This window comes from Emticicia soli (assembly GCF_037860775.1).
Classification (GTDB): Bacteria; Bacteroidota; Bacteroidia; order Cytophagales; family Spirosomataceae; genus Emticicia; species Emticicia soli.
Genome location: NZ_JBBEWC010000007.1, coordinates 64,855 through 87,579, shown reverse-complemented (window position 1 = coordinate 87,579; position 22,725 = coordinate 64,855). Strand labels below are relative to the sequence as shown.

The window sequence follows — 22,725 nt, the reverse complement described above, 5'->3', positions numbered from 1 at the left end:
ACAAATGAGGCGTTTATATATTTTTGCAAAAATGACTAAAAAACCTTTCATGAAAAGACCTTTCCTTTCAATTATTTTAATTTTTGCTGTTGTATTCCCAACTTTTTCTCAGCGCATTCTTAAAGACATAGCACAGGGGACTGATAATGCCAGAATATTTGCCACTAGCACTTTTGTAAGTGGTGATACTTTGTTTTTTGCTGCTGATACAATAGATGCAACAAGAATGAGTTACAGATACTATCAAACGAATGGAACTACGGTATCTACAAAAAACTTAGTGCCTGATAATCAAATGAGAAACACTCATTTTTACTCTTCTAACTATTTTTATAAATTCAAAGATGCAGTTTATGGATTTAATAACAATACAATTTTTAAGATAAAAAATGATTCTATTCAATCTGTAGAGTTTTCAGTATATGGTAGTTCTTTTGTAAGTTTTTTCGAATTAAATAATGAGATGCATTTGCTAACTCAAAGGTATCTAGATAATACCTATGATTTCTGGAAAGTACATAGCTCAGGAAAAACCGCAACACTTTATAAATCTATTTCTACTACTGAAAGCCTTTACTATAATAAAGGATTTACATTAAATAATAAATATTTTCAGCCAATCTTTACCAACGACAAAAGCTTGCTTCTGCAAACTGATGGAACTGCCATAGGCACAACTATAATTGAAAATAATAAAATGGGTTATAGCGAGTTTCAGCAAGTAGGAAGCAAAGTGTATTATCCTTTTTTTGTATTACAACAGAGCTCGTTTAAGTATCAACTCTGGAGTACGCAAGGTGATATAGCAAGTACAACAAAAGTTTTAACTGAAATTGATAGCGACACTAATTATACAGTTGGGAGCTTAACAAAATTAGACAATAACTTGTATTTTATTTCTTACGCAAATAATCGTCAGAAGGTCAGCAGATTAGATACTATTTCATTAACGGTATCTCATATATCAAATGCCAGTTTTGCTATACAGAATCTACAAGTTAAAAACCATAAAATATATTACTCAATATATGATAATGGAATGCTGAATTTTTATGAAAACAATGGTAGTATAGCGTCACAAAAATTACTTTTTTCAATCCCTGGCTATTATGGTTATAAAATTCACATAGGTACGAGCAAAATTTATGTAAGCCGGCAAATAGATCCAACAGAAGATGTGATTAATTGGGTTTATGATGGTAATACATTGAAAAAAATAAATGATTTGATTCCCAATGTCTATATGGGTTCTTTAGCAAATTCAATTGAGGTAATCGGCGATACATTCTGCTTTAGTGCCTCAGACGGGCAGCATGGTTATGAATTATGGCGAACAGATGGCACTATTGAAGGAACCTATTTGCTTAAAGATATTAATACGAAACCGGCATCATCTTACCCTAAACCAATGTTTGGCTTAGGAAATTATATGTATTTTATGGCTGATGATATATCTCGGGGGAATGAAGTATGGAGAACAGATGGAACTAGCACTGCTTTATTTGCTAATATGAATGGATCATCAGAATTTCGCCATGTATCAGGCTCAGATTATCACTCAAGTATCAAATACCGAGACTCCCAGATTGCCTATATCAATGGAGGCTTGCATCAATTTACCCTAAATGGAGAACTAAAATCGCTAGATTTTCTTCTATTTTATCCATATTCACTACCACAGGTATTTAAAGATAGTATTTATTTTGCAGGAAATGATGGTAATATATGGAAGACAGATGGGACTAATGCTGGCACAAAAAAAGCAATCCAATTATATTTTCCCGAAACTGGAACCGCTCATGGTGTAATTAGTAATTTAACTACAGTTGGCAATTCTTTATTCTTTACATCTTATAATGGAGCTGTCATTTGGAAGACAGATGGTAGTAAAAATGGTACAATACAATTAAAGCAATTTACTGGAAACTCATCTAACACTCTTATAAATCATCTGATTACCTGGCCAGCACAAGATAAACTCTTTTTTACCAGGTTTAATTATTCAATTTCTAAAACAGAACTCTGGGTAAGTGATGGGACAAGTGCCGGAACAATTAATCTTAAAACAAATAGCCTTATTAATATATTCGGTATACTTAATAATAAACTTTATTTCAATTATGATTCTGAATTATGGCAAAGTGACGGTACTGTAAATGGAACATTTAAAATAAGCTCAACTTATTTCATTTCTGGAATGAACTTAAATAATAAAATATATTTATTACATATTACCGAAACAGGACTAACAGCTTATTATGAATTAGATAAAAACAACAATATAAAACTTTTAGCTACCATTAATGAGTTTACAAACGAAGGCTTTGGTTACCCGAGCGGTTTTGTAAATATTGATAATAGATATTTATTAAATTATATTTCCACCCCAAGCCATCAACATTTTATTCTTACTGATGGAAATGGTGAAAATACTAAAAAGGTATTTTCTTTAAAAAACTCCATCCCTATTGATAACGAATACCAATTTACCTACCACAACAAAAAAATCTACTTCACAGCCCTTGATAGCCTGAAAGGCCAGGAACTCTGGATTTGGGATTTTGAATGTCCTGATGGCTATACCGTCAGAGATGGTATCAATAAAGATTCTACCGTAGTTTATGGCAAAAATATATGGGGGCAAAATATTGTAGGCAACAACAAAACTGTAACCTATGACGCCAAAAATAGCATTACCCTCCAACCCGGTTTTGAAGCCAAGAAAGGAACAGTTTTTAAAACTAAACTGATTGGCTGTGCTAATAATGCTACTCCAAATACAATACAAGACACTAGCCCGACTATAAACGACCCATTAGTGAAAGTAAACGTTGATAAGCCACAGTATCCGCAACTAATGGATTTCCTGTATTACTTGCCAAATAAGCATTTGAAAGATATTTATGAGCGAGCGCAACTCAACAAACTAGCACTAGTAAGTTGGAATATTGTGACAGAAGAGAATATTTACAGGCTTGATTTGAAAATAGGAACGAATGTAATCAAGGGCTTTTTGCCTAAAAAAAATTAGGTTTTACAAGTTTAGTAATCTGAAAAGATTGTATTTTTAGCACTTTACTTCACAAATACTAAACATACCGTATAACATGAGAAAAACAGTGCCATTTCTGGCCGTCTTTATGTGTTTGTCTATTATTAGCCATGCTCAATCGCCTACCCCAAAAAGAAATTTAAAACCTTCGGATGTTTATCGCTTAAAAAACCTGAGCGACCCTCAGATTTCGCCGGATGGTAAGTGGGTTTCTTATACACTTTCGTCGGTTGATTCTGTAAAAAACAAACGTAATGCTGATATCTGGATGGTATCGTGGGATGGAAAAGAAACGATTCAGTTAACGCACAGCTCTGACGGCGAATCACAGGCTCGATGGACTCCCGATGGTAAGTATTTGTCTTTTATATCATCAAGAAATGGATTAACAAGCAGCCAGATATGGTTAATGGACCGTCGTGGTGGCGAAGCCAAACAATTAACCGATTTGAAAAAAGGGAGTTTGACAGATTATGCTTGGTCGCCTGATAGTAAAAAGATAGTTCTGGCAATTAAGACTCCTTCTGATACCTCAAAAGTTAAAACACCAAAGCCAATCGTATTAGACCGTTTTCAGTTTAAGCAAGATGTTGAGGGCTATTTAACCAAAGCACCTGTGCACTTGTATCTGTACGATGTGGCTACCAATAAGTTAGATACCCTTACGAAAGGTGAGTACGACGAAACCAATCCTAAGTGGTCGCCTGATGGAAGCCAGATAGCATTTACGAGTAATCGTACCGAAGACCCTGATAGAAACTCTAACACAGATATTTGGTTGATTGATGCCAAACCAAATGCTACTTTGAAGCAATTAACCAAATGGAGCGGCAGAGATTTTTCGATAGATTGGAGCCCTGATGGTAAGCAAATTGCGTATCTGAGAAGCACGTCGGCTGAGAATTATATTATGTACGACCAGTCGATTTTGTGTGTCATATCAAAAGATGGTGGCGAACCACGTTTATTAAGTAAAACACTTGACCGCCCAGTTACAGCGCCCCGCTGGGCTAAAGATGGTAATAGTATTTATGCCCTTGTGGCTGACGATCGCACAAGATACGTTGCTCAATTTAATGCCACAGATGGCAAAATGACAAAAGTTGTAACAGGCAACAAAAGCTTCAACACCTTAGAACGACACCCATCTGGTAGTTTCCTTACTACTATGACAGACCCGCAAACGCCACTAGAAATTTATGCCTTAGAAAATGCCGTTACCAGACGCTTAACCAAGCATCATGAAGATTTTATAGCAAAAATATCATTAGCAACGGTTGAGGGTTTTACCTCTAAAAGTAAAGATGGCACAAGTGTTTCAAATATATTGTATCGCCCGGCTAATGCGAGCAAAACCGAAAAACTACCAACCATCTTTTTTATTCATGGTGGCCCGGTAGCGCAAGACGAATTCAGCTTTGATTTAAGTCGCCAGATGCTGGCTGCGGCAGGTTACGCAGTTGTGGCTGTTAATTACAGAGGCTCTACCGGCCGTGGTTTAGATTATTGCAAAGCCATCTGGGCCGATTGGGGTAACAAAGAAGTTGTAGATATTTTAGGTGCAGCCGATTATGTAGTGCAAAATGGTATAGCCGATGCCGACAAATTAGGTATTGGTGGCTGGAGCTACGGTGGTATCCTGACCGATTATACTATTGCAACCGATACACGTTTTAAAGCAGCAGCCAGTGGTGCGGGTGTAGCCATGATCTCGTCGATGTATGGTGTTGACCAGTATATTCTGCAATATGAAAACGAACTGGGCTCGCCCTGGAAAAACTTTGATAAATATGTGGCACTATCCTACCCTTTCTTAAAGGCTGACCGCATAAAAACCCCAACACAATTTATGGTTGGCGAAAGCGATTTCAATGTTCCGTCTGTGGGTAGTGAGCAAATGTATCAGGCTTTCAGGTCTTTGGGCATTCCTACCGAACTCATTATTTATCCTGGTCAGTTTCATGGTATCACAAATCCAAGTTTTCAGAAAGACCGTTTCGAGCGTTATATCAAGTGGTTTGATAAATATCTGAAAAAGTAAATTACAATTTTGATATACATTTAAAGGCTTCGTATAAAACACGAAGCCTTTATTTTTCATATTTTGCAATTTCTATCCCTGTTTTTTGAGGTTTGTCACATTTTCAGGAAATCGAATTTTAGAATCCGTAATGTTGTCAGAAAAAACGAAATTATGGAAATCAGACTTAAAAATTATGAATTAACTCTTTTTACCCTACTAACGGGTATTACGGCGGCGGGCTATCTGTGGGAAGCCAATTATGTAGATACCACAAGTATTGAGAACGTTTTTATTGAAAATGGGCATTCGTTCAATTACTTCACTAATGTGTTATCGCCTAAACTTGGGGCACTACTGTTTATTTTTCTACTCTATGTTACAACTTATATTCTGAACATTCCCTATTTATTGATTAACAAAGCTCGTTCAACAAATCAATATATCTGGATAGGCATTTATATTTTTATCGCTATTTTCCTGATGGCTTTAGGTGCTAATTTAGCCACGTATTTTGCTCGCCCTGTCTATTTCAGTTATGGAGGTTATAAAATAATGGCTTTGTTTGGCTATAATGATAAGCCATTGGAAGACATATTTTTTGGTTTTGGCCGAGCATCAAGCATAGTTATCATTTACTTGCTATACGCCTGCCTGAGAGAATATATTACAGCCCGAATCAGGAAATCGAAAAGACGCAATTACCTAACCATGATTGCCAATGAAGTGGCACTCACATTTGTTATTTATTTACTGATACCATTTTCTGCAGCTACTTTTGAACTCATAAAAGATGATTTTTTCTTTACCATTTATGTACTTTTTATTACACCGACTCTCTTTATTTATCTCATTAATACCTATTGGATTTTTCCTTCAACTGATACCAAGCCTTGGCAGAATATCCGTACAATTAGTTTAATTGTTGTCTCTACCTTGTTTTTTACTTTTCTCTTTAACAGACTGTCTTTTCACTCGTTTACAATGCCTTTATGGCTTACAAGCTGGGCGCTTCAGCTATTTCTGGTAACGCCCATTACTTGGTTATTGTATCAGCAAAGAAAAGATAAAATATTACAACTACGAGGTACCGAACGTGCATTGGTAAAATCGAAGGCAGATTTACAGCTTTTGCGTTCACAGATTAATCCGCACTTTCTGTTCAATGCCTTGAACACTTTATATGGCACAGCCATGTTGGATGGTTCACAAAGAACCGCCGATGGGATTCAGAAACTAGGTGATATGATGCGTTTTATGCTCCATGACAATCACCTCGATTATATTCCGATGAGCCATGAAATACAATATTTAAAAAACTATTTATCCTTACAAAAACTCAGAATTAAACATTCACCATCAATAATTATTGAAGAAGCTATCAACGAGCAAAACTGTAACCATGTAATTGCACCCATGTTACTGATTCCGTTTGTGGAGAATGCCTTTAAACACGGTTTACACGCCAACGAAAAATCGTGGATAAGAATCAAACTCAATTGTGATAAAAATAATATCAGGTTTGAGGTTCGGAATAGTGTACACGCCGCCGTAAGCAACGACCCTGAAAAGGAAAACTCGGGAATAGGTCTTGAAAACGTAAGAGAACGCTTACATTTGTTTTATGAAAACAGACACCAACTAAGCTATGGGTCTGACGGGAAAGAATTTGTTGCTACGCTAGTGTTAAACCCTAATCAATAAGCAGAATGTTACAAGCCATTGCCATAGACGACGAGCCGATAGCCTTGGAAATTATAAAAAACATGGCATCACAAATAAATTTCATTGACCTGACGGCCTGTTTTACCAATGCAATAGAAGCAATGGGTTTTATACAAACGCAAAAAGTAGATGTAATTTTTCTGGATATTAAAATGCCGGGAATATCAGGGCTTGACCTCGTAAAAACTTTGGCAAAGGCACCTATCATTATTTTTACAACTGCTTATAGCGAGCACGCCGTGCAAAGCTTTGAGCTCAATGCCATTGATTATCTTCTAAAACCGTTCTCGTTTGCACGCTTTTTACAGGCATGCAACAAAGCCCACGAACAGGTAATTTTGAAAAATAATTTTCAGCAAACAATACCGTCTTTGCCTGCAATCTTTATTAAAAGTGGTTACGAACAGATTAAGGTAGACTTAGAACATTTATTATATGCCGAAAGCACAGGCAATTATGTAAAGTTTATAACTGAAAATCAGACAATTGTTTCGAGGCTTACTATGGCAGAAACCGAAGAACTGCTCCCCACAAGTGCTTTTATCCGTATCCATCGGTCTTTTATAGTTGCTAAGAAGAAAATTAGCAAAATCGACAAACGAAGCGTATGGATTGAACAGAGAGAACTACCAATAGGCGCTTTTTATAGCAACGACGTAGAAAAATTCGTTGCACAGAATTCCAAAACCTAATCCGATTTAAAATCTTATCATTTCTTATCAAATCAAATTTCAATCTTATGAAAAAGACAATGGCAACGCTTTGCCTTTTGGTAACACTATTATCAAAAACATCAGCACAAAGTATTCCGCAAAAGCTAAATGAACTCATGACTGCTTATGCAAAAAACCGTGAATTTAACGGAACGGTTTTAGTAGCCCAAAATGGAAAAATCTTATTAGAAAAGGGTTATGGGTTTCAGAATTTGCCTATGAAATTAAACAATACTGTTGCTACCCTCTATCCTATTGCTTCTGTTACCAAAACTTTTACAGCTACCTTAATTTTAAAACTGGTTGAGTTGAAGAAGTTATCGCTGAATGATAAGCTAAGCAAGTTCTATCCTGATTATCCTAAAGGTGATAGTATTACAATAGAAAACTTACTGACACATACGTCTGGCGTGTATAACTACACACAAGATAGCCACTTTATGTTTAACGAAGCCGGCAAACCTGCGAGCCAACAAAAAATGTTATCGTTGTTTAAAGACAAGCCGCTTGATTTTTCACCGGGTAAAGGTTGGAATTATAGCAATTCAGGCTACAGCCTTTTAGGGTATATTATCGAAAAAGTAACGAAAATGTCATACTATACAGCCATCAGAAAATACATATTTGAACCAGCAGACATGACCAGTAGTGGTTTTAATTTTGTAGCACTGCCAACAGATAAAAAGGCAATAGGTTATTATTCTGATTCAGGAAAAGATTATAACAAACAGGCTCCGTGGTATGATTCAACAGTTGTTTATGCAGCCGGAGGGATTTATTCTACCGTAAGAGATTTATACAAATGGCATCAAGTGCTTCAAAATAATCAGATTATCAGCAAAAACCTGGCAAACAAAGCCTATACACCTTTTAAACAAAACTACGGCTATGGCTGGATAATCGACTCTGTCTATAATAGACGAGTAGTATCGCATAGCGGCGGATTATCAGGCTACAGAAGTAATTTTGCCAGGGTAATTGAAGATAATATTTGTATCGTACTACTCAATAATACTGAAAGACAGGGTTTAAATACAATTACCGAAAAACTGCTGGCTGTTTTATATAATCAGCCCTATAAATTGCCAGTAGTAAAGCAAACCGTAGCACTAAGTACGGAAATACTCAGGCAATACACAGGAACTTATGAGGTTGAGCAACAAAAACTGCTAATTGAGATTAAACTAGAAAACAATAATACCCTAGTGGCCTATCCTGTTAATGGGCCAAGGTCTGTGCTTGCGGCGCAAGATGAAACCCACTTCTTTGATATTGAGCAAGAAGAGGTGAATGTCTCGTTTGAAAAAGACTCAAGCGGCAAAGTCAATAAACTCATTCTGGATATTGGCGGCAAAGTCAGAATCGGGCATAGAATCGATTGATTCTATGCTTTATATTCTCCAAAAAGTTCGATTAGTTTCTTATGTCTGAACTCAAAAATCTCTGCCAGTTGACGCTCAACCATCAGGCTATTGGCAATGTTACCAAGAAATCCTAACGGAAGTTTATAATGAACAATGTCTTCCATCAACACGCCATTACTTATTTCTTTCAATCTGTGCTGGTGATGCCAGAATGTATAAGGCCCGAAACGTTGTTCGTCAACAAAATAATCGGGTTCTTGTACATGGGTAATTTCGGTACACCATTTCAAAGGAATCCCCAATACTGGCTTTACAATATAAGTAATAATCTGCCCTGCATACATCTTGTCGCCATGATGCTTGGAGGTCATTTCGAAACCCATGTAGGGCGGAGTTATAACTTTAAGATTAGCAGGAGTCGATATGAAATCCCAGGCTTGTTGTAGGTTTATGGGTAGTTTTTGCGTACGATGCAAAGTGTGCATACTATTGTTTTTATTTAGTCAACTTCTTTAGCGCCTGAATTGTTTTGGCAATAAACCTTTATCATACAATTTTAGCCACAATGTTCACTAATGCACAATATTTGACTACTTTAATAAAAGTTTTAAATAGGATATATCCGCTTTAAGAAACTTTAACAAAACCAGAGATACGCAAATTCTTTTGTTTTAAGGTTTTTCTCTAAGTTTGTTCTTCAGGCAACCAAAGTCAATTTTTGCAAACCTGTGATAAAACCATCTACAACTCCTACTGATATGAAAAGAGCATTTCTGGTATTTTTCTGTTTCCGTATCTCAATTTTAGCCATTTGCCAAACCACTGAGCTCAAAACCAATTTTGATTTTGAAATAAATAGCAAAGGTCAGGCAACCGGGTGGAGCGATTCGGGTAATCAGAAGTATAGTTTTTCCTTAGATTCTTCTACCGCCAAAAGTGGTAGATATTCAGCCATGATTGAGGCGAAAGACGAAAATCCCGACTTTGGCTATATGGTTTATACTATTCCGCATAATTATCGAGGGCGGCAAATAAAGCTCTCGGGCTATATTAAAACAGAAAATGTAACAGAAGGAACGGCTGGCTTTTGGATGAGAATCGACCCAGCTATTGCTTACATTGACATGAGTGCCAATGGCGCAAAAGGCACTAGCGACTGGAAGAAATATGAAGTAACGCTTGACTTGAATCCTGAAAAAACAACGAAGATTCTGATTGGCGGTATGCTGATTGGTAAAGGAAAAATGTGGATGGACGACTTAACGGTTACAATCGACAATAAGGAAATCGCTGATTTAAAACCTTATTTGAGAAAAATATATCCTGCTGAACTGGATAAGGAATTTGATAAAGAGTCGGGCATTGCAAGCATTACGGCTAATGAAAAGCAAATTGAAAATCTAAAAACGCTTGGCTTAATATGGGGATTCTTAAAATACTATCACCCAAGCATAGCCAAAGGCAAGCATAATTGGGATTATGAACTTTTCAGAGTTTTACCACAGATACTTAAATCTGAAAACAAAATCAATCGGGATAAAATATTGGTTGAGTGGATTAACAAATTAGGCAACATTACAGAAACTAAAAAAGCATCTACTAAAACAAGCGATGTAAAAATTAAGCCTGACTTAAACTGGATTTCAGAATCAGGACTTTCTGCTGAACTTTCTGCTTTATTAATAAAAGTTAAAAATGCTGAAAGGCCCAAAGAGCATTATTATATTGGTTTACATCCGAATGTAGGAAATCCAAATTTTAAGAATGAAAACCCGTATTGGTCAATGAAGCACGAAGATGCGGGGTATCGTATCCTGGCATTGTATAGATATTGGAATATTATTCAGTATTACTTCCCTTACAAAAACCTGATTGAAGAAGACTGGAAAAATGTATTGACAGAATTTATTCCAAAATTCATTGATGCTACCGATAAAACAGCCTATGATTTGGTTACATTAGAACTCATTGGCCGAATAAAAGACACCCATGCCAATATCTGGGGTAGCACGCCTGCCTTAAACCAATATCATGGTAATAACTTCGCAGCCGTTAAACTGACCTTTGTTGAAAATGTACCAATCGTAACTGGCTTTTACAAAGAAAAATCAGACGAAGAAACAGGCTTGGCAATTGGTGATATAATCACGAGTATTAACAATCAGCCCGTTGAAGAGATTGTCAAAAGTAAGTTAAAATATTATCCGGCGTCTAATTATCCAACGCAATTAAGAGATATTGCCCCCAACCTTTTGCGTAGCAATGAATCTACTATTCAGGTTGAATTTAGTAGAAATGATAAAAAAGAAAGTAAGGTATTAAAAACTTACTTACCTAAAGACATCACTATTCCAAGTATGTTTGTTTCGGCCGATACTTCTTTCAAAATGCTAAGCAAAGATATTGCTTACATAGATAATGGTTCTGTAAAACAAGCACACCTGCCAACAATCTGGAAAGAGATTGAACCTACTAAAGGATTGATTATTGATTTGCGCAATTATCCATCCTCTTTTGTTCTTTACGATTTGTGCAATTACTTAATGCCTGATAAAACCGATTTTGTTAAGTTTTCTAATGGTAATATTGCTGAACCGGGCTTATTTACTTTTACAAAAAACCAAACGGTAGGAAAGAAAAACAAAGATTATTACAAAGGAAAGGTGGTTATTCTGATAAACGAGATTTCTCAAAGCTCATCAGAGTTTCATACGATGGCTTATAGAGTGAACCCCAATGCTATAGTTATTGGCTCTACTACTGCCGCTGCCGATGGTAATATTTCACAATTCTTTTTACCGGGTGGTATCAATACAGCCATAAGTGGCATTGGCGTATATTACCCCGATGGCAAAGAAACACAAGGAATTGGTATTGTACCAGATATTGAAATTAAACCAACAATTCAGAGCATCAAGAGTGGTAGAGATGAATTGCTGGAAAAGGCGATTGAGGTGATAAATGGGAAATAGAATTATTTGAGTATTAGCGAATAAATGCTTGTTGAACAACTAAAAATTGTGGCGCGAACTTTCAGTTCGCTGTAGGTCTGTAAATTTAGTGAATATTGCAAATGAGCATTTCTAAACCTCATCTTTTAACAAATACTAAATGCGAACTGGAAGTTCGCGCCACAAATATTAAATAGAATTCATTCGGTGAATACAATACTATCTAAAACCCAAAACACCCTACTTCAACTCCCCAGCCAATACGCTTACATTTTTTCTGATTCCACCTCGCAAAAGATTTACAATAACTAACTTATTAATCAGTTCATCGTTCAGTATTTTATGTAGGTCATCGACTGATGCGATTGGTTTTTCGTTTAAACCTACAATAATATCACCTCTGTGCAGCTCATTATTGCGGGCATTGGCATCGGCAATTACTTCGCTTATGTAAACGCCTGTGCGAGTACTTAATTTATTGTAGCCTATCATTCGCTCGGTAAGGTTCACTACCTGACCTGCAATACCTAGTTGCGCTCTTTTTACTTTACCTTCTAAAATCAGCTTTCCGGCAACATATTTTGTCAGATTGGCCGAAACCGCAAAACAGATTCCTTGAGCTGCGGCAATAACTGCTGTATTTACCCCTATAATTTCGCCACCAGAATTAACCAAAGGTCCACCCGAATTCCCCGGATTCAGCGAAGCATCGGTTTGTATCACATCATCAATCATCCTTCCGGTTTCGCTACGTAGTGTCCTGCCTAAAGCACTCACTACACCAGCCGTAACAGTGTACTGAAACCCTAATGGATTCCCAATTGCAATGGCAATTTGCCCGACCTTCAGTTTATCTGAATCACTAAAACTTAAAGGTTTCAGCGAATCGGCATAGATTTTCAGCACGGCAATATCTGTATAAGGGTCAGTCCCTATAATGGTAGCCTCAAAAAGTCTTCCGTCCATTAGCCCTACTTCTACCCTATCTGCATTACTTACTACATGGTTGTTGGTAATCACGAAGCCATCGCTCGAAATAATAAAGCCCGATCCACCTGCTTCCTGCGGTTGGCGCATTCTAGGATTAGTATTTTGGTTATTCGGCTTTTTTAAAACTTTAATCTGAACAACCGAGTTGCTGGCTTTTTCTACCACCTTGGTTATCGTGCGAGAGTAAGCATCTAAAAGTTCATCATCTTCTGATGATTGTTGCAAAGTGTTGTCTTCAGTAACAGAAGACGACAGAAAAGATAACATTTTTTCTCCTTTTTTATATGTAATGAAGCATAGTCAAGAAGTTTGCCAATACCTTTTTACTGTCAAAATGACTGAAAAGCCTTATGTCTACTCATTTTGCCCAATCGTATAGTTTAATTAAGCTTCTTGTTTTTTTTACATAATTTTACGTTTTCGTCATACACACTAGTTATCGTGTGCGCATTTTATCATCAAAAAAAAACTAAATCATCTGCTCATAAATCTTTGAAATTCAGAGGATTATACTCTTTATATTCGCTTTTTCTTCTGCCATAAAAGCAACGGCAACTTATCTCTTCATGTCTATACAAGTCAGAATAGTATCATATTAATATTTGACACATATTTTAAATTTTTTTAATAATTATTTAGCAAATCCCTGCAATTTTTTAACTCTATAAATATTTCTTATAACTAAATTCACAAAACAAAATATCTGTCAATCATACAATTATTCATTTTATGTTATAAATAGTTAAAATAGTACTATGTATTATATACAAATTTTTATCAACTTTGTGCAAATTTTTCTCTTTAACTATCCTTAAATATTTTATGAAGCAAAACTTTATTAAATCACTTCTGTTTGGCTTTATGTCGTTGATGAGCATCTCGCTGATGGCACAACAACGAACTATTACCGGTAAAGTGACAGACGACAGGGGCGAAGGCTTGCCCGGGGTGTCAATAGTAGCAAAAGGTGCCAATCAGGGTACAGCTACTAACGCAGATGGTAACTACTCAATTACAGTTCCTAATACGGCAACATCATTGATTTTTTCGTTTGTAGGAATGACGCCTAAGGAAATAACGATTGGCAACCAGACGAAAATTGATGTAAAAATGACATCAGAAGACCAAACACTTGAAGAGGTTGTTGTGGTTGGTTATGGTACTTCTAAACGTGCCGACATCAGTTCTTCTATTACTTCAGTAAAAGCAAAAGACCTGAAAGATATGCCCGTAGCAGGTGTTGACCAGATGCTGCAAGGTAAAGCCGCAGGGGTTACGGTAACTAGCAACAGTGGCCAGCCTGGTGGTGGGGTGTCAATCAAAGTACGTGGGGTTACGTCAATCAACAGTAATGACCCTCTATTTGTGATTGATGGTGTGCCATTTGTAAACGGTAATACATCAGACAACAGAGGTTTTGATGGACTGGGAGGCTCAAATGGCCAGACCGGAAACAGTGTAATGGCGATGTTGAACCCGAATGATATTGAGTCTATCGACGTATTGAAAGATGCTTCGGCTCAAGCAATCTACGGTTCGCAAGCGGCCAATGGGGTTATCTTGATTACTACCAAAAAAGGGAAACAAGGTGAAGGGAAAATTAATTACGAAATGTATTATGGTGTATCTGAAGTAGCTAACAAACTTGATTTGATGGATTTGCGTCAGTTTGCGCAGTATCAAAACGAGGTACTTCCTATCATCGGCAATCCGGTTTCTGATGAGTTCAAAGACCTTTCGGTATTAGGCAAAGGTACCGACTGGCAAGAAGCTATGTTCAGACATGGGAATGTACAAAATCATCAGTTGAGTTTCTCAGGTGGCAAAGACAAAACTTCTTATTACTTATCGTTAAACTATTATGATAACACAGGTATTTTGTTAGGCTCTGACTTCAAACGTTTCTCTACACGTTTCAGCTTAGACAACCAACTAAAAAGCTGGGCAAAAGTGGGTGTAAGTGCCAATGCAACCAGAAGCATCCAGAATGTAAGTTTGGCCGATGCGGCAGAAAGTACTATCTGGTGGGGAGCAGTTACCAGCCCTTTGACGCCGGTAAAAAATCTTGATGGAACCTGGGGTGGTGGCCAAATGATTGGTGGTGTACGCTACAGCAATGCCAACCTTGTGGGCAACAGCCAGTTCAGAGGCAATACCAAAACCACCAACAACGTTTTTGGTAGCCTTTATGCCGAATTCCAGATTTTAAAAGATTTATCGTTAAGAAACGAACTTTCTTACTCATTGGGGCAAGACAACAACATTGCGTTTCAGAAAACAGGTAACGTAGGTGGTGATACTTTCAGAAGCAAATTGATTGATTCTCGTTCGGACAGCTACTATTACTCGCTTACTAACTACCTGAACTATAACAAGTATATCAACAAACATGGTTTTCAGGCAACAGTAGGCCATCAGGCACAATCATCTTACTATCAGTCTATCTCAGGCACAAAAGTTGATTTGCAAGCAAATATTTTCGACTTAAATACAGGTAGTGCCGACCAGACCACCTGGGGCCTTAGCGGTGGTAAAGGTCACTGGGCTATGGAATCTTATTTTGCCAGAGCTAACTATACTTATGACGACAGATACTCGGTTTCAGCAAGTTTCAGAGCGGATGGTTCTTCAAACTTTGGACCTAACAACAGATGGGGGTATTTCCCGGGGGTTTCAGTAGGCTGGACAGTTTCGAATGAGAAATTCATGAAAGAAAAACTAAGCAGCACTTATCTGAAAGTTAGATTCGGCTACGGTGCAGTTGGTAACCAGAACTTCCCTGGCGGAGCACCAAACCCAGCTTATGTAGGTGCGGTACAGTTCTTCTCTGGCCCTGTTGGTTTTGGTACATCTAACATGATTAACGGTATTCCGAACCCTAATTTGAAATGGGAATCAGTTAAAACAACTAACGCAGGTATTGACCTGGGCTTGTTCAATGGTCGTATCGATGCAACAATTGATGTTTATAAGAAAGTTACTTCTGATATGATTATCTTCCTTACTGGCCCCAACCTTATTGGTGTAGGCGACCAATGGGACGATTTGAAAGCGCCACTAGGCAACGCAGGTCAAATGACAAACACGGGTATTGATATTGGTATTACCTCAACCAACATCAAAACCAATGACTTAACCTGGAAAACAAACCTTGTATTTACCAAATTTAAAAATACGTACGACAAAGCTGCCAGTGCGGCTTCAGCACTTGATGGTAAAGTGTATTATAACAACTACCTGATTACTCACACAACTCCAGGCCGCCCTGTTGGTTCATTCTGGGGATTAGTAACTGATGGTTTGTACCGTACACAAGCAGACCTTGACAATAGCTTACCACAATTTGGCTATATTGTTGACCCTACCCAAACATACCTTGGAGACGTAAGATTCAAAGATATAAATGGTGATGGTAAAATTGATGCAAACGATATGACTTTTATAGGTAGCCCACTACCTGATTTCACTTATGGTTTAACTAACAATGTAAACTATAAAAACTTCGACTTCACGTTGTTTATACAAGGTAGCCAGGGAGCTAAAGCTTTCAACTTCTTGCGTTGGCAATTAGAGGGCTTGAACAGTGCTTGGTCTAACCAAATGACAACTGTTTTAGACCGTTATACCGACGATAACCCTAATGGTAGCCTGCCAAGATTTACTAATACAAACAAAAACAACACTGCGATGTCAGACAGATACGTTGAAGATGCTTCGTACTTGAGAATCCAGAATATCACGCTTGGTTACCGTGTACCAAGAAAAGTACTTAACAAAATAAAAGGTGCTAATTTCAGAATTTACGGTTCAATCCAGAACTTGAAAACGTTTACTAAATATTCTGGTTACGATCCTGAAATCGGTGCATTTAATAATAGTATTAAGTTGATGAATGTTGATGCGGGTCACTATCCGAACCCACGTACTTTTACAGTAGGTGCAAATGTTGAATTCTAAGCAAAAACATTTATTAACAATGACGCCTCTTGGCCTCATAAATCAAATTTTTAAAATGAGACTATTAAAAATATCGGCCCTTGTTATCCCTATGATGATTTCGGCCTCGTGTAGCAAAGATTTTATTGAAAGACCCTCGTTGTCGGGTACAACAACCGGAAACTATTACAACAATGCCTCTGAAGTAAGAGCAGCAACAAGTACACTTTATAGTGGGCTGCCTTGGCGTAACTACGAAAGTAGAGCACAAGATGCCATTGGCGACGTGATGTCGGGCAATATGTTTACTTATACCGATGTAGAATACCTTAATTTTTCACTTTCTTCTGCTTCTGAGCGTGTTGGTGCAGCTTGGGGTGCATTCTACAAAATTATCGGTTACGCAAACGTTATGATTAAAACGTTTGAAGAGAAAAAAGCCGCTGGTGGCGGAGCCGATTATCTTGACCCTGCCATTGCAGAGTGCCATTTTATAAGAGGTACACTCTATTTCTACATTGCCCGTACTTGGGGTGATGCTCCGATTATTACTGATCCGGGTGCAACGGCACTATCGGGCAATTTCAATATTCCGAGATATTACCAGAAAGATGTACTTCGTTTCGCCTTAGAAGAACTACAAATGGCAGAAGCCAACCTGCCGGAGTCTGACGAGCCTGGCCGTTTAACAAAATACTCGGCAAAAGGTATGATGGCTAAATTGTACTTATACAATAAAGACTACGCCAACGCTAAAACTAAAGCGCAAGAGGTAATCAACTCAGGTAAATACAGCCTTGTAAGCGACTACAACGGCATGTTTACCAAAGCTAGCATGAATAACAATGTCGAGAGCCTTTTCTCGATTCAACACCAGTTTGCGGTTGACCCTTGGGGAACAGGAAATATCAAAAACCCAGACCGTGGCGCTAGTAACCTCAGAACAGCAGAAGCTGACGCATGGGAAATGTATATGCCATCTCTTGACTTATTGAATGAGTACGAATTTGGTGATTTACGCCGTAAATGGTCGGTAATGGAACATGGTTGGACTAACCCTAACTGGAAACCACAACGTGCTAACCAACCAAAATACAATGAGTTTATGGCCAATGGTTATAAATATGACACAATACAGCCTGTTGATGATGGTGGTGCTAAAAATGCTGTTAGAGCCAATATTGCCAAATACTTTGCAGGCCCTGGCAAAACCTATGGTAGCGAATCTGTATTAGGTCAAAACTCTGGTAACAACGTTGTACTGCTGCGTTATGCCGATATTCTGTTGATTTATGCCGAGGCTACACTTGCTGGTGCTGCTTCAACTACTGATGCATCTGCCCTGCAAGCGCTGAATGCTGTTAGAGCCCGTGCTGGCTTACCTGCCAGAACCTCGGTTACTGCAGATAATATTTTCCATGAGCGTAGGGTAGAATTTGCGTTTGAAGGAGATTTCTGGTATGATATTCAACGCCAGGGATATGCCAAAGCAAAAGCAATTATCGAAAAACAAAACAGGGGTTCGATAGAAGGCGGAGCTAATTACATCACTACTTTCACCGAAGACAGAATGTACTTACCGATTCCGGCTGGTGAAATTATCCAGGACCCAGAACTAGCAAAACCTGCAGTACCTTATTACAAATAATTATTAATGATACTATCAATGAAAAAATATCAATTTAAAAATATTATCACTTTAGTATGCTTTGCACTGGTACTTGGCTTTGGCGTGAGTTCATGTACGGAGGATACAGACGGACGACCACAGATTGGCCCAGGTAACCCGAAGTCATCTGGTATCAAACCTGACTCTGCGGCAGGTGGTACTGTGCTTACCTTAAAAGGCACCGGTTTGGGCGATATGCGCTCAATTGTTTTTGAGAAAAACAATGTTCCGGCTGGTTTTCAGCCAACTTTAAATACCGACGAGGCAATCATTTTCCGTGTACCGGAAGATGCATCAGGCGGAGACCAGAACATCATCTTTACCAATAGTGCAGGTGCTAAATTAAGCGTTCCGTTCAAAGTATTGGCCTTCCCTTCAGTTGCGTCTGTGTCAAACTATAACTTCACAAAAGATTCGGAGATTACAATTGACGGTAACAACCTTGACGACGTAATTTCTGTTACTCTAACCGGAACTACCGAGCAAGCAACTATTGTGTCTAAAACCAAAAAACAATTGGTTGTTAAGATGCCTGCTTCTGCAGTAAACAGCGCAACACTTGATATTGTAAACAGCACAGGATTATTTAAAACAACACAAGAGTTCGTAAATCTTGATAAAGCCCTTAAAATCTTTACAGAAGGCTATGGCGAAGGTTTCGCTGATGGCTCGTGGGGCGATGCAGGTGCTATATCAAGCGCACAGTTCAAAAGTGGTACTAAATCGGTGGGAAAAAACTATCAGAAAGGTAACTGGCACTTGATTAACTTTACAAACTGGTATCCTTCTGTTCCTTATTCTGCCGATTACAAATATCTATCTGTCTGGATCAAAGGTGCATCAGAAGATTATTCCTTATACATTACAACCGATGCCAGCAAAGCCGGATTCGGAAACTATGTAGATTCTAATAAGCTAAATGTGAAAGCTGGTGTCTGGAACTACTTTAAAGTAAGATTAGCCGATATCGACTTCTGGTCAGCTGGTAAAACTCTTGCGCAAGTTGGGTTCAGAATCCAGGGGCCAGACAAGCAAGATGAAGTATTCTATTTTGATGATGTGATTCTTGTGAAGTAATTCATCTTGAACTTTGATTTACCTGATTTTTTTGATTTCGCTGAAAGATTAATTCAAGATTATTTAAAAATCACATTTTAATGCAAAATCATTTCAATCAGTAAAATCAGGTAAATCAAAGTTCAGACAAATTATTCTGACCACTATAACCCGGGGGTAGCTAAACACTACCCCTATTTTTCAACAAACCTATGAAAACCACCCGCTCTTTTCTCTTATTGATTTTTGTATCTACACTTAGTTTTGCACAGATCGATAAAAACGCAACTAAAGAAACTAAAAACCTTTACCTCAACCTGTTAGCTACTCAAAAGCAAGGCGTAATGGTAGGGCATCAAGATGGGCTTGCCTATGGCCTTAATCCTGATGGGACAAGATGGATCGGACAAGATGGGCGCTCAGATATTAAAACTGTGGCAGGTGAGCATCCGGCTGTTTTAGGCTGGGATTTAGGAAAAATCGAATTTGATAGTACCCGAAATCTCGACAAAATACCATTTGTAAAAATGAAGCAGTATATTGAAGAAACCTACAACCGAGGCGGAGTAAATACAATAAGCTGGCATTTGCATAATCCGGTAGAGCCTAAAAAGAATACCTGGGATAAAGCAGATTCAACAATAAAAAATATTTTTAACAATACCGAGAATCTGAAAAGATATGAAGGCTGGCTCGACAATGTGGCCGACTTCATCAAAAACTTAAAAGGCAAAAAAGGAGAACTTATACCTGTTATCTTCCGTCCATTTCATGAACATACAGGCTCTTGGTTCTGGTGGGGAGCAGGACATTGCAAAGCTGATGAATATAAAAAAATGTGGCGTTTTACGGTTGACTACCTAATCAAAAAGAAAAACGTGCACAATATGCTGATTGCCTACTCAACTGACAGATTTAACTCAAAAGAACACTATTTAGAAAGATACCCGGGCAATGATTATGTTGATATGGTAGGCTTTGATATTTACCATACAAACTCGCCCTCAAGCAACGAAAAATTCAAAAAGGATTTTCAGCGAATGGTAACAACGCTTGAAGAAATTGCCAGCGAAGTAAACAAACCCTGTGCTGTTACAGAAATGGGACTAGAGAAAATTCCGGAAGCTGACTGGTTTACAAGTATTGTATTACCTGTGGTACAAGACACAAAAATTTCGTATTTTCTGCTTTGGAGAAATGGCTACGACCGCCACTATTATGCGCCATACGAAGGTCAGCTTAGTGCTCCCGATTTCATTAAAATGTTTCAATCGGGCAAAGTTTTGTTAGAAAAAGGTGCAAAAAAGAAAAACTTCTATAAAAGTAAATAGGCTGTTAGTGTGGCAGGTGCGTATATTTGAAAATATCAAACACCGAACTTTATGAAAATTCAACTCTTAGATGGCATCGTTATAATTGCTTATTTGCTTATTATTTCTTTCATAGGTTTTATTATGAAAGAAAAGGCTAAGCGAAGTAAAAACGACTATATGCTAGGAGGCAATTCATTGCCTTGGTGGATGTTGGGTATTTCGAACGCATCAGGTATGTTTGATATTTCAGGTACGCTCTGGATGGTTTCCATCATGTTTATTTACGGCGTAAAAAGTATTTGGCTACCTTGGTTATGGCCTGTATTCAATCAGGTTTTTATGTTTGCCTATTTGTCGATATGGTTGCGCCGCTCCAATGCATCTACCGGAGCCGAATGGATGCTTACCCGTTTCGGAACAGGGCCTGATGCCATGCGTTCGCATAAAATTATTGTTGCATTTGCATTATTAAGTTGCCTCGGTTTTATGGCTTACGGATTTATCGGTCTAGGCAAATTTATCGAAATTTTCATTCCGTTTCAAGCTATTCAGCCATACCTTCCTTTCACAGTTCCAGCATCGTTTACAGCCCATTTCTATGGAATAATATTTACGCTTTTCGCCGTATTATATTCTATTATGGGCGGCATGACGAGTATTGTATGGGCCGATGTAGTGCAGTACGCTTTAATGTTTTTAGGGTCGGTAAGTATTGCCTACATTGCTATAAATGAACTGGGCGGGCAAACCCTACCTGTACCTGATGGTTGGTTTGATTTATCGTTTGGTTGGAATCTGGGCATCGACTGGAGCAATATTATCCCCGAAGTAAACACAAAAATCAAGGAAGATAATTTTGACCCATTCGGCGTATTTTTCTCACTAATGGCTACCAAGGGAATATTAGCAAGTTTGGCCGGGCCTGCTCCTAATTATGATATGCAGAAGATTCTGTCGGCTAAATCGCCCCGGGAAGCAGCCTTGATGAATATGTTTGTAAATATAGTATTGCTCCCTACCCGTTATCTGATGATTATTGGCTTTACGGTTCTGGGCTTATTATATTACAAAGACCTGAATATTCAGACCGCAGCAGGCGCATTAGATTTCGAACGTATTCTTCCATCAGCTATTCTCAAATTTGCTCCGGCTGGGCTCATGGGTTTATTTCTGGTTGAGTTGATGGCCGCATTTATAGGCACTTTTGCAGGTACGCTTAATGCCGCTCAGGCTTATATAGTTAATGATATTTATCTGAAATCTATCAAACCTGCGGCCAGCAATCAGGATATTTCACGCATGAATTATGTCTCGGGCATTGCTATGGTGGCTATAAGCATTGTGCTTGGCATTTTTGCTAAGGATGTAAACAGTATTCTACAATGGATAGTGGGGGCCTTGTATGGAGGATACATAGCAGCCAATGTGTTGAAATGGCATTGGTGGAGATTCAACGGCTCAGGCTTTTTCTGGGGTATGTTTGCCGGAATTGCTTCGGCTATGATATTGCCCACGGTTTTTAGCAATACAGTGCCCCTCTATTATTTTCCACTTATTTTATTATTGTCGCTTATTGGTTGCGTAGCTGGTTCACTACTCACGCCCCCTACTGATATAAATGTTCTCAAGAGTTTTTATAAGACTGTCCGTCCATGGGGTTTTTGGCAGCCTGTTTATGCAGAAGTGCTGAAAGAAAACCCTTCATTTGAGCGCAATAAAGATTTTGGCAAAGATATGTTTAATGTAGTGATTGGTACCATAGCACAAACAGCCATTACGGCATTGCCCGTATTTGTTGTGCTATTAAAACCACAGCACAGTATTATCTCTGCGCTGGTGTTGGCCATGTGCGTGCTTATACTCCGTAAAACCTGGTATCAGAAATTGCCTACTGATTAAATAGTGTCATCCTATACTTACCTAAAACAAAACTAAT

General features: G+C 38.1%; 13 protein-coding genes. 11 read left to right on the top strand and 2 right to left on the bottom strand.

Going from position 1 to position 22,725, the window contains the following annotated elements; all coding sequences use genetic code 11:
• The first annotated feature begins 4 nt into the window (after positions 1-4).
• The 5 genes from WAE64_RS12405 (at position 5) to WAE64_RS12385 (ending at position 8,892) form a co-directional block, all read left to right on the top strand.
• Positions 5-3,031, top strand: a complete 3,027-nt coding sequence (locus WAE64_RS12405; RefSeq protein ID WP_340236891.1) for a 3-coathanger stack domain-containing protein — start codon at positions 5-7, stop codon at positions 3,029-3,031.
• Positions 3,032-3,107: 76 nt separating this feature from the next.
• Positions 3,108-5,093 (top strand): S9 family peptidase, encoded by a 1,986-nt coding sequence (locus WAE64_RS12400; RefSeq protein WP_340236889.1) that lies wholly within the window; start codon positions 3,108-3,110, stop codon positions 5,091-5,093.
• Between the two features lie 153 nt (positions 5,094-5,246).
• Positions 5,247-6,776, top strand: a complete 1,530-nt coding sequence (locus WAE64_RS12395) for a sensor histidine kinase (protein WP_340236887.1) — start codon at positions 5,247-5,249, stop codon at positions 6,774-6,776.
• Positions 6,777-6,781: 5 nt separating this feature from the next.
• Complete coding sequence (locus WAE64_RS12390; protein ID WP_340236885.1) at positions 6,782-7,489, top strand: LytR/AlgR family response regulator transcription factor; 708 nt, start codon at positions 6,782-6,784, stop codon at positions 7,487-7,489.
• Positions 7,490-7,536: 47 nt separating this feature from the next.
• Positions 7,537-8,892: a serine hydrolase domain-containing protein gene (locus WAE64_RS12385; protein WP_340236883.1), complete on the top strand. Its 1,356-nt coding sequence runs from the start codon at positions 7,537-7,539 to the stop codon at positions 8,890-8,892.
• 2 nt (positions 8,893-8,894) lie between these two features.
• Here WAE64_RS12385 and WAE64_RS12380 read toward each other — a convergent pair whose 3' ends face one another.
• Positions 8,895-9,359 carry an SRPBCC family protein gene (locus WAE64_RS12380; RefSeq protein WP_340236881.1) on the bottom strand — a complete coding sequence of 155 codons (465 nt, stop codon included), beginning with the start codon at positions 9,357-9,359 and terminating at the stop codon, positions 8,895-8,897.
• Positions 9,360-9,602: 243 nt separating this feature from the next.
• Here WAE64_RS12380 and WAE64_RS12375 point away from each other — a divergent pair, with 243 nt between their 5' ends.
• The gene (locus WAE64_RS12375; protein ID WP_340236879.1) at positions 9,603-11,846 is read left to right on the top strand and encodes a S41 family peptidase; all 2,244 of its coding nucleotides are present in this window, start codon (positions 9,603-9,605) and stop codon (positions 11,844-11,846) included.
• A 219-nt stretch (positions 11,847-12,065) separates the two neighbouring features.
• Here WAE64_RS12375 and WAE64_RS12370 read toward each other — a convergent pair whose 3' ends face one another.
• Entirely contained in the window at positions 12,066-13,082 is a 1,017-nt protein-coding gene (locus tag WAE64_RS12370) for a S1C family serine protease (protein ID WP_340236876.1), read from the bottom strand.
• Between the two features lie 555 nt (positions 13,083-13,637).
• Between WAE64_RS12370 and WAE64_RS12365 the strand changes: the two genes are divergently transcribed.
• The 5 genes from WAE64_RS12365 to WAE64_RS12345 all read left to right on the top strand — a co-directional run bounded on the left by WAE64_RS12365 (position 13,638) and on the right by WAE64_RS12345 (position 22,688).
• Positions 13,638-16,772 carry a SusC/RagA family TonB-linked outer membrane protein gene (locus WAE64_RS12365; RefSeq protein ID WP_340236874.1) on the top strand — a complete coding sequence of 1,045 codons (3,135 nt, stop codon included), beginning with the start codon at positions 13,638-13,640 and terminating at the stop codon, positions 16,770-16,772.
• A gap of 55 nt (positions 16,773-16,827) precedes the next feature.
• Complete coding sequence (locus tag WAE64_RS12360) at positions 16,828-18,399, top strand: RagB/SusD family nutrient uptake outer membrane protein (protein WP_340236873.1); 1,572 nt, start codon at positions 16,828-16,830, stop codon at positions 18,397-18,399.
• Positions 18,400-18,417: 18 nt separating this feature from the next.
• Positions 18,418-19,497 (top strand): IPT/TIG domain-containing protein, encoded by a 1,080-nt coding sequence (locus WAE64_RS12355; RefSeq protein WP_340236869.1) that lies wholly within the window; start codon positions 18,418-18,420, stop codon positions 19,495-19,497.
• Positions 19,498-19,688: 191 nt separating this feature from the next.
• The gene (locus WAE64_RS12350) at positions 19,689-20,807 is read left to right on the top strand and encodes a glycoside hydrolase family 26 protein (RefSeq protein WP_340236866.1); all 1,119 of its coding nucleotides are present in this window, start codon (positions 19,689-19,691) and stop codon (positions 20,805-20,807) included.
• 51 nt (positions 20,808-20,858) lie between these two features.
• Positions 20,859-22,688 carry a sodium:solute symporter family protein gene (locus WAE64_RS12345; RefSeq protein ID WP_340236863.1) on the top strand — a complete coding sequence of 610 codons (1,830 nt, stop codon included), beginning with the start codon at positions 20,859-20,861 and terminating at the stop codon, positions 22,686-22,688.
• The last annotated feature ends 37 nt before the right edge of the window (positions 22,689-22,725 follow it).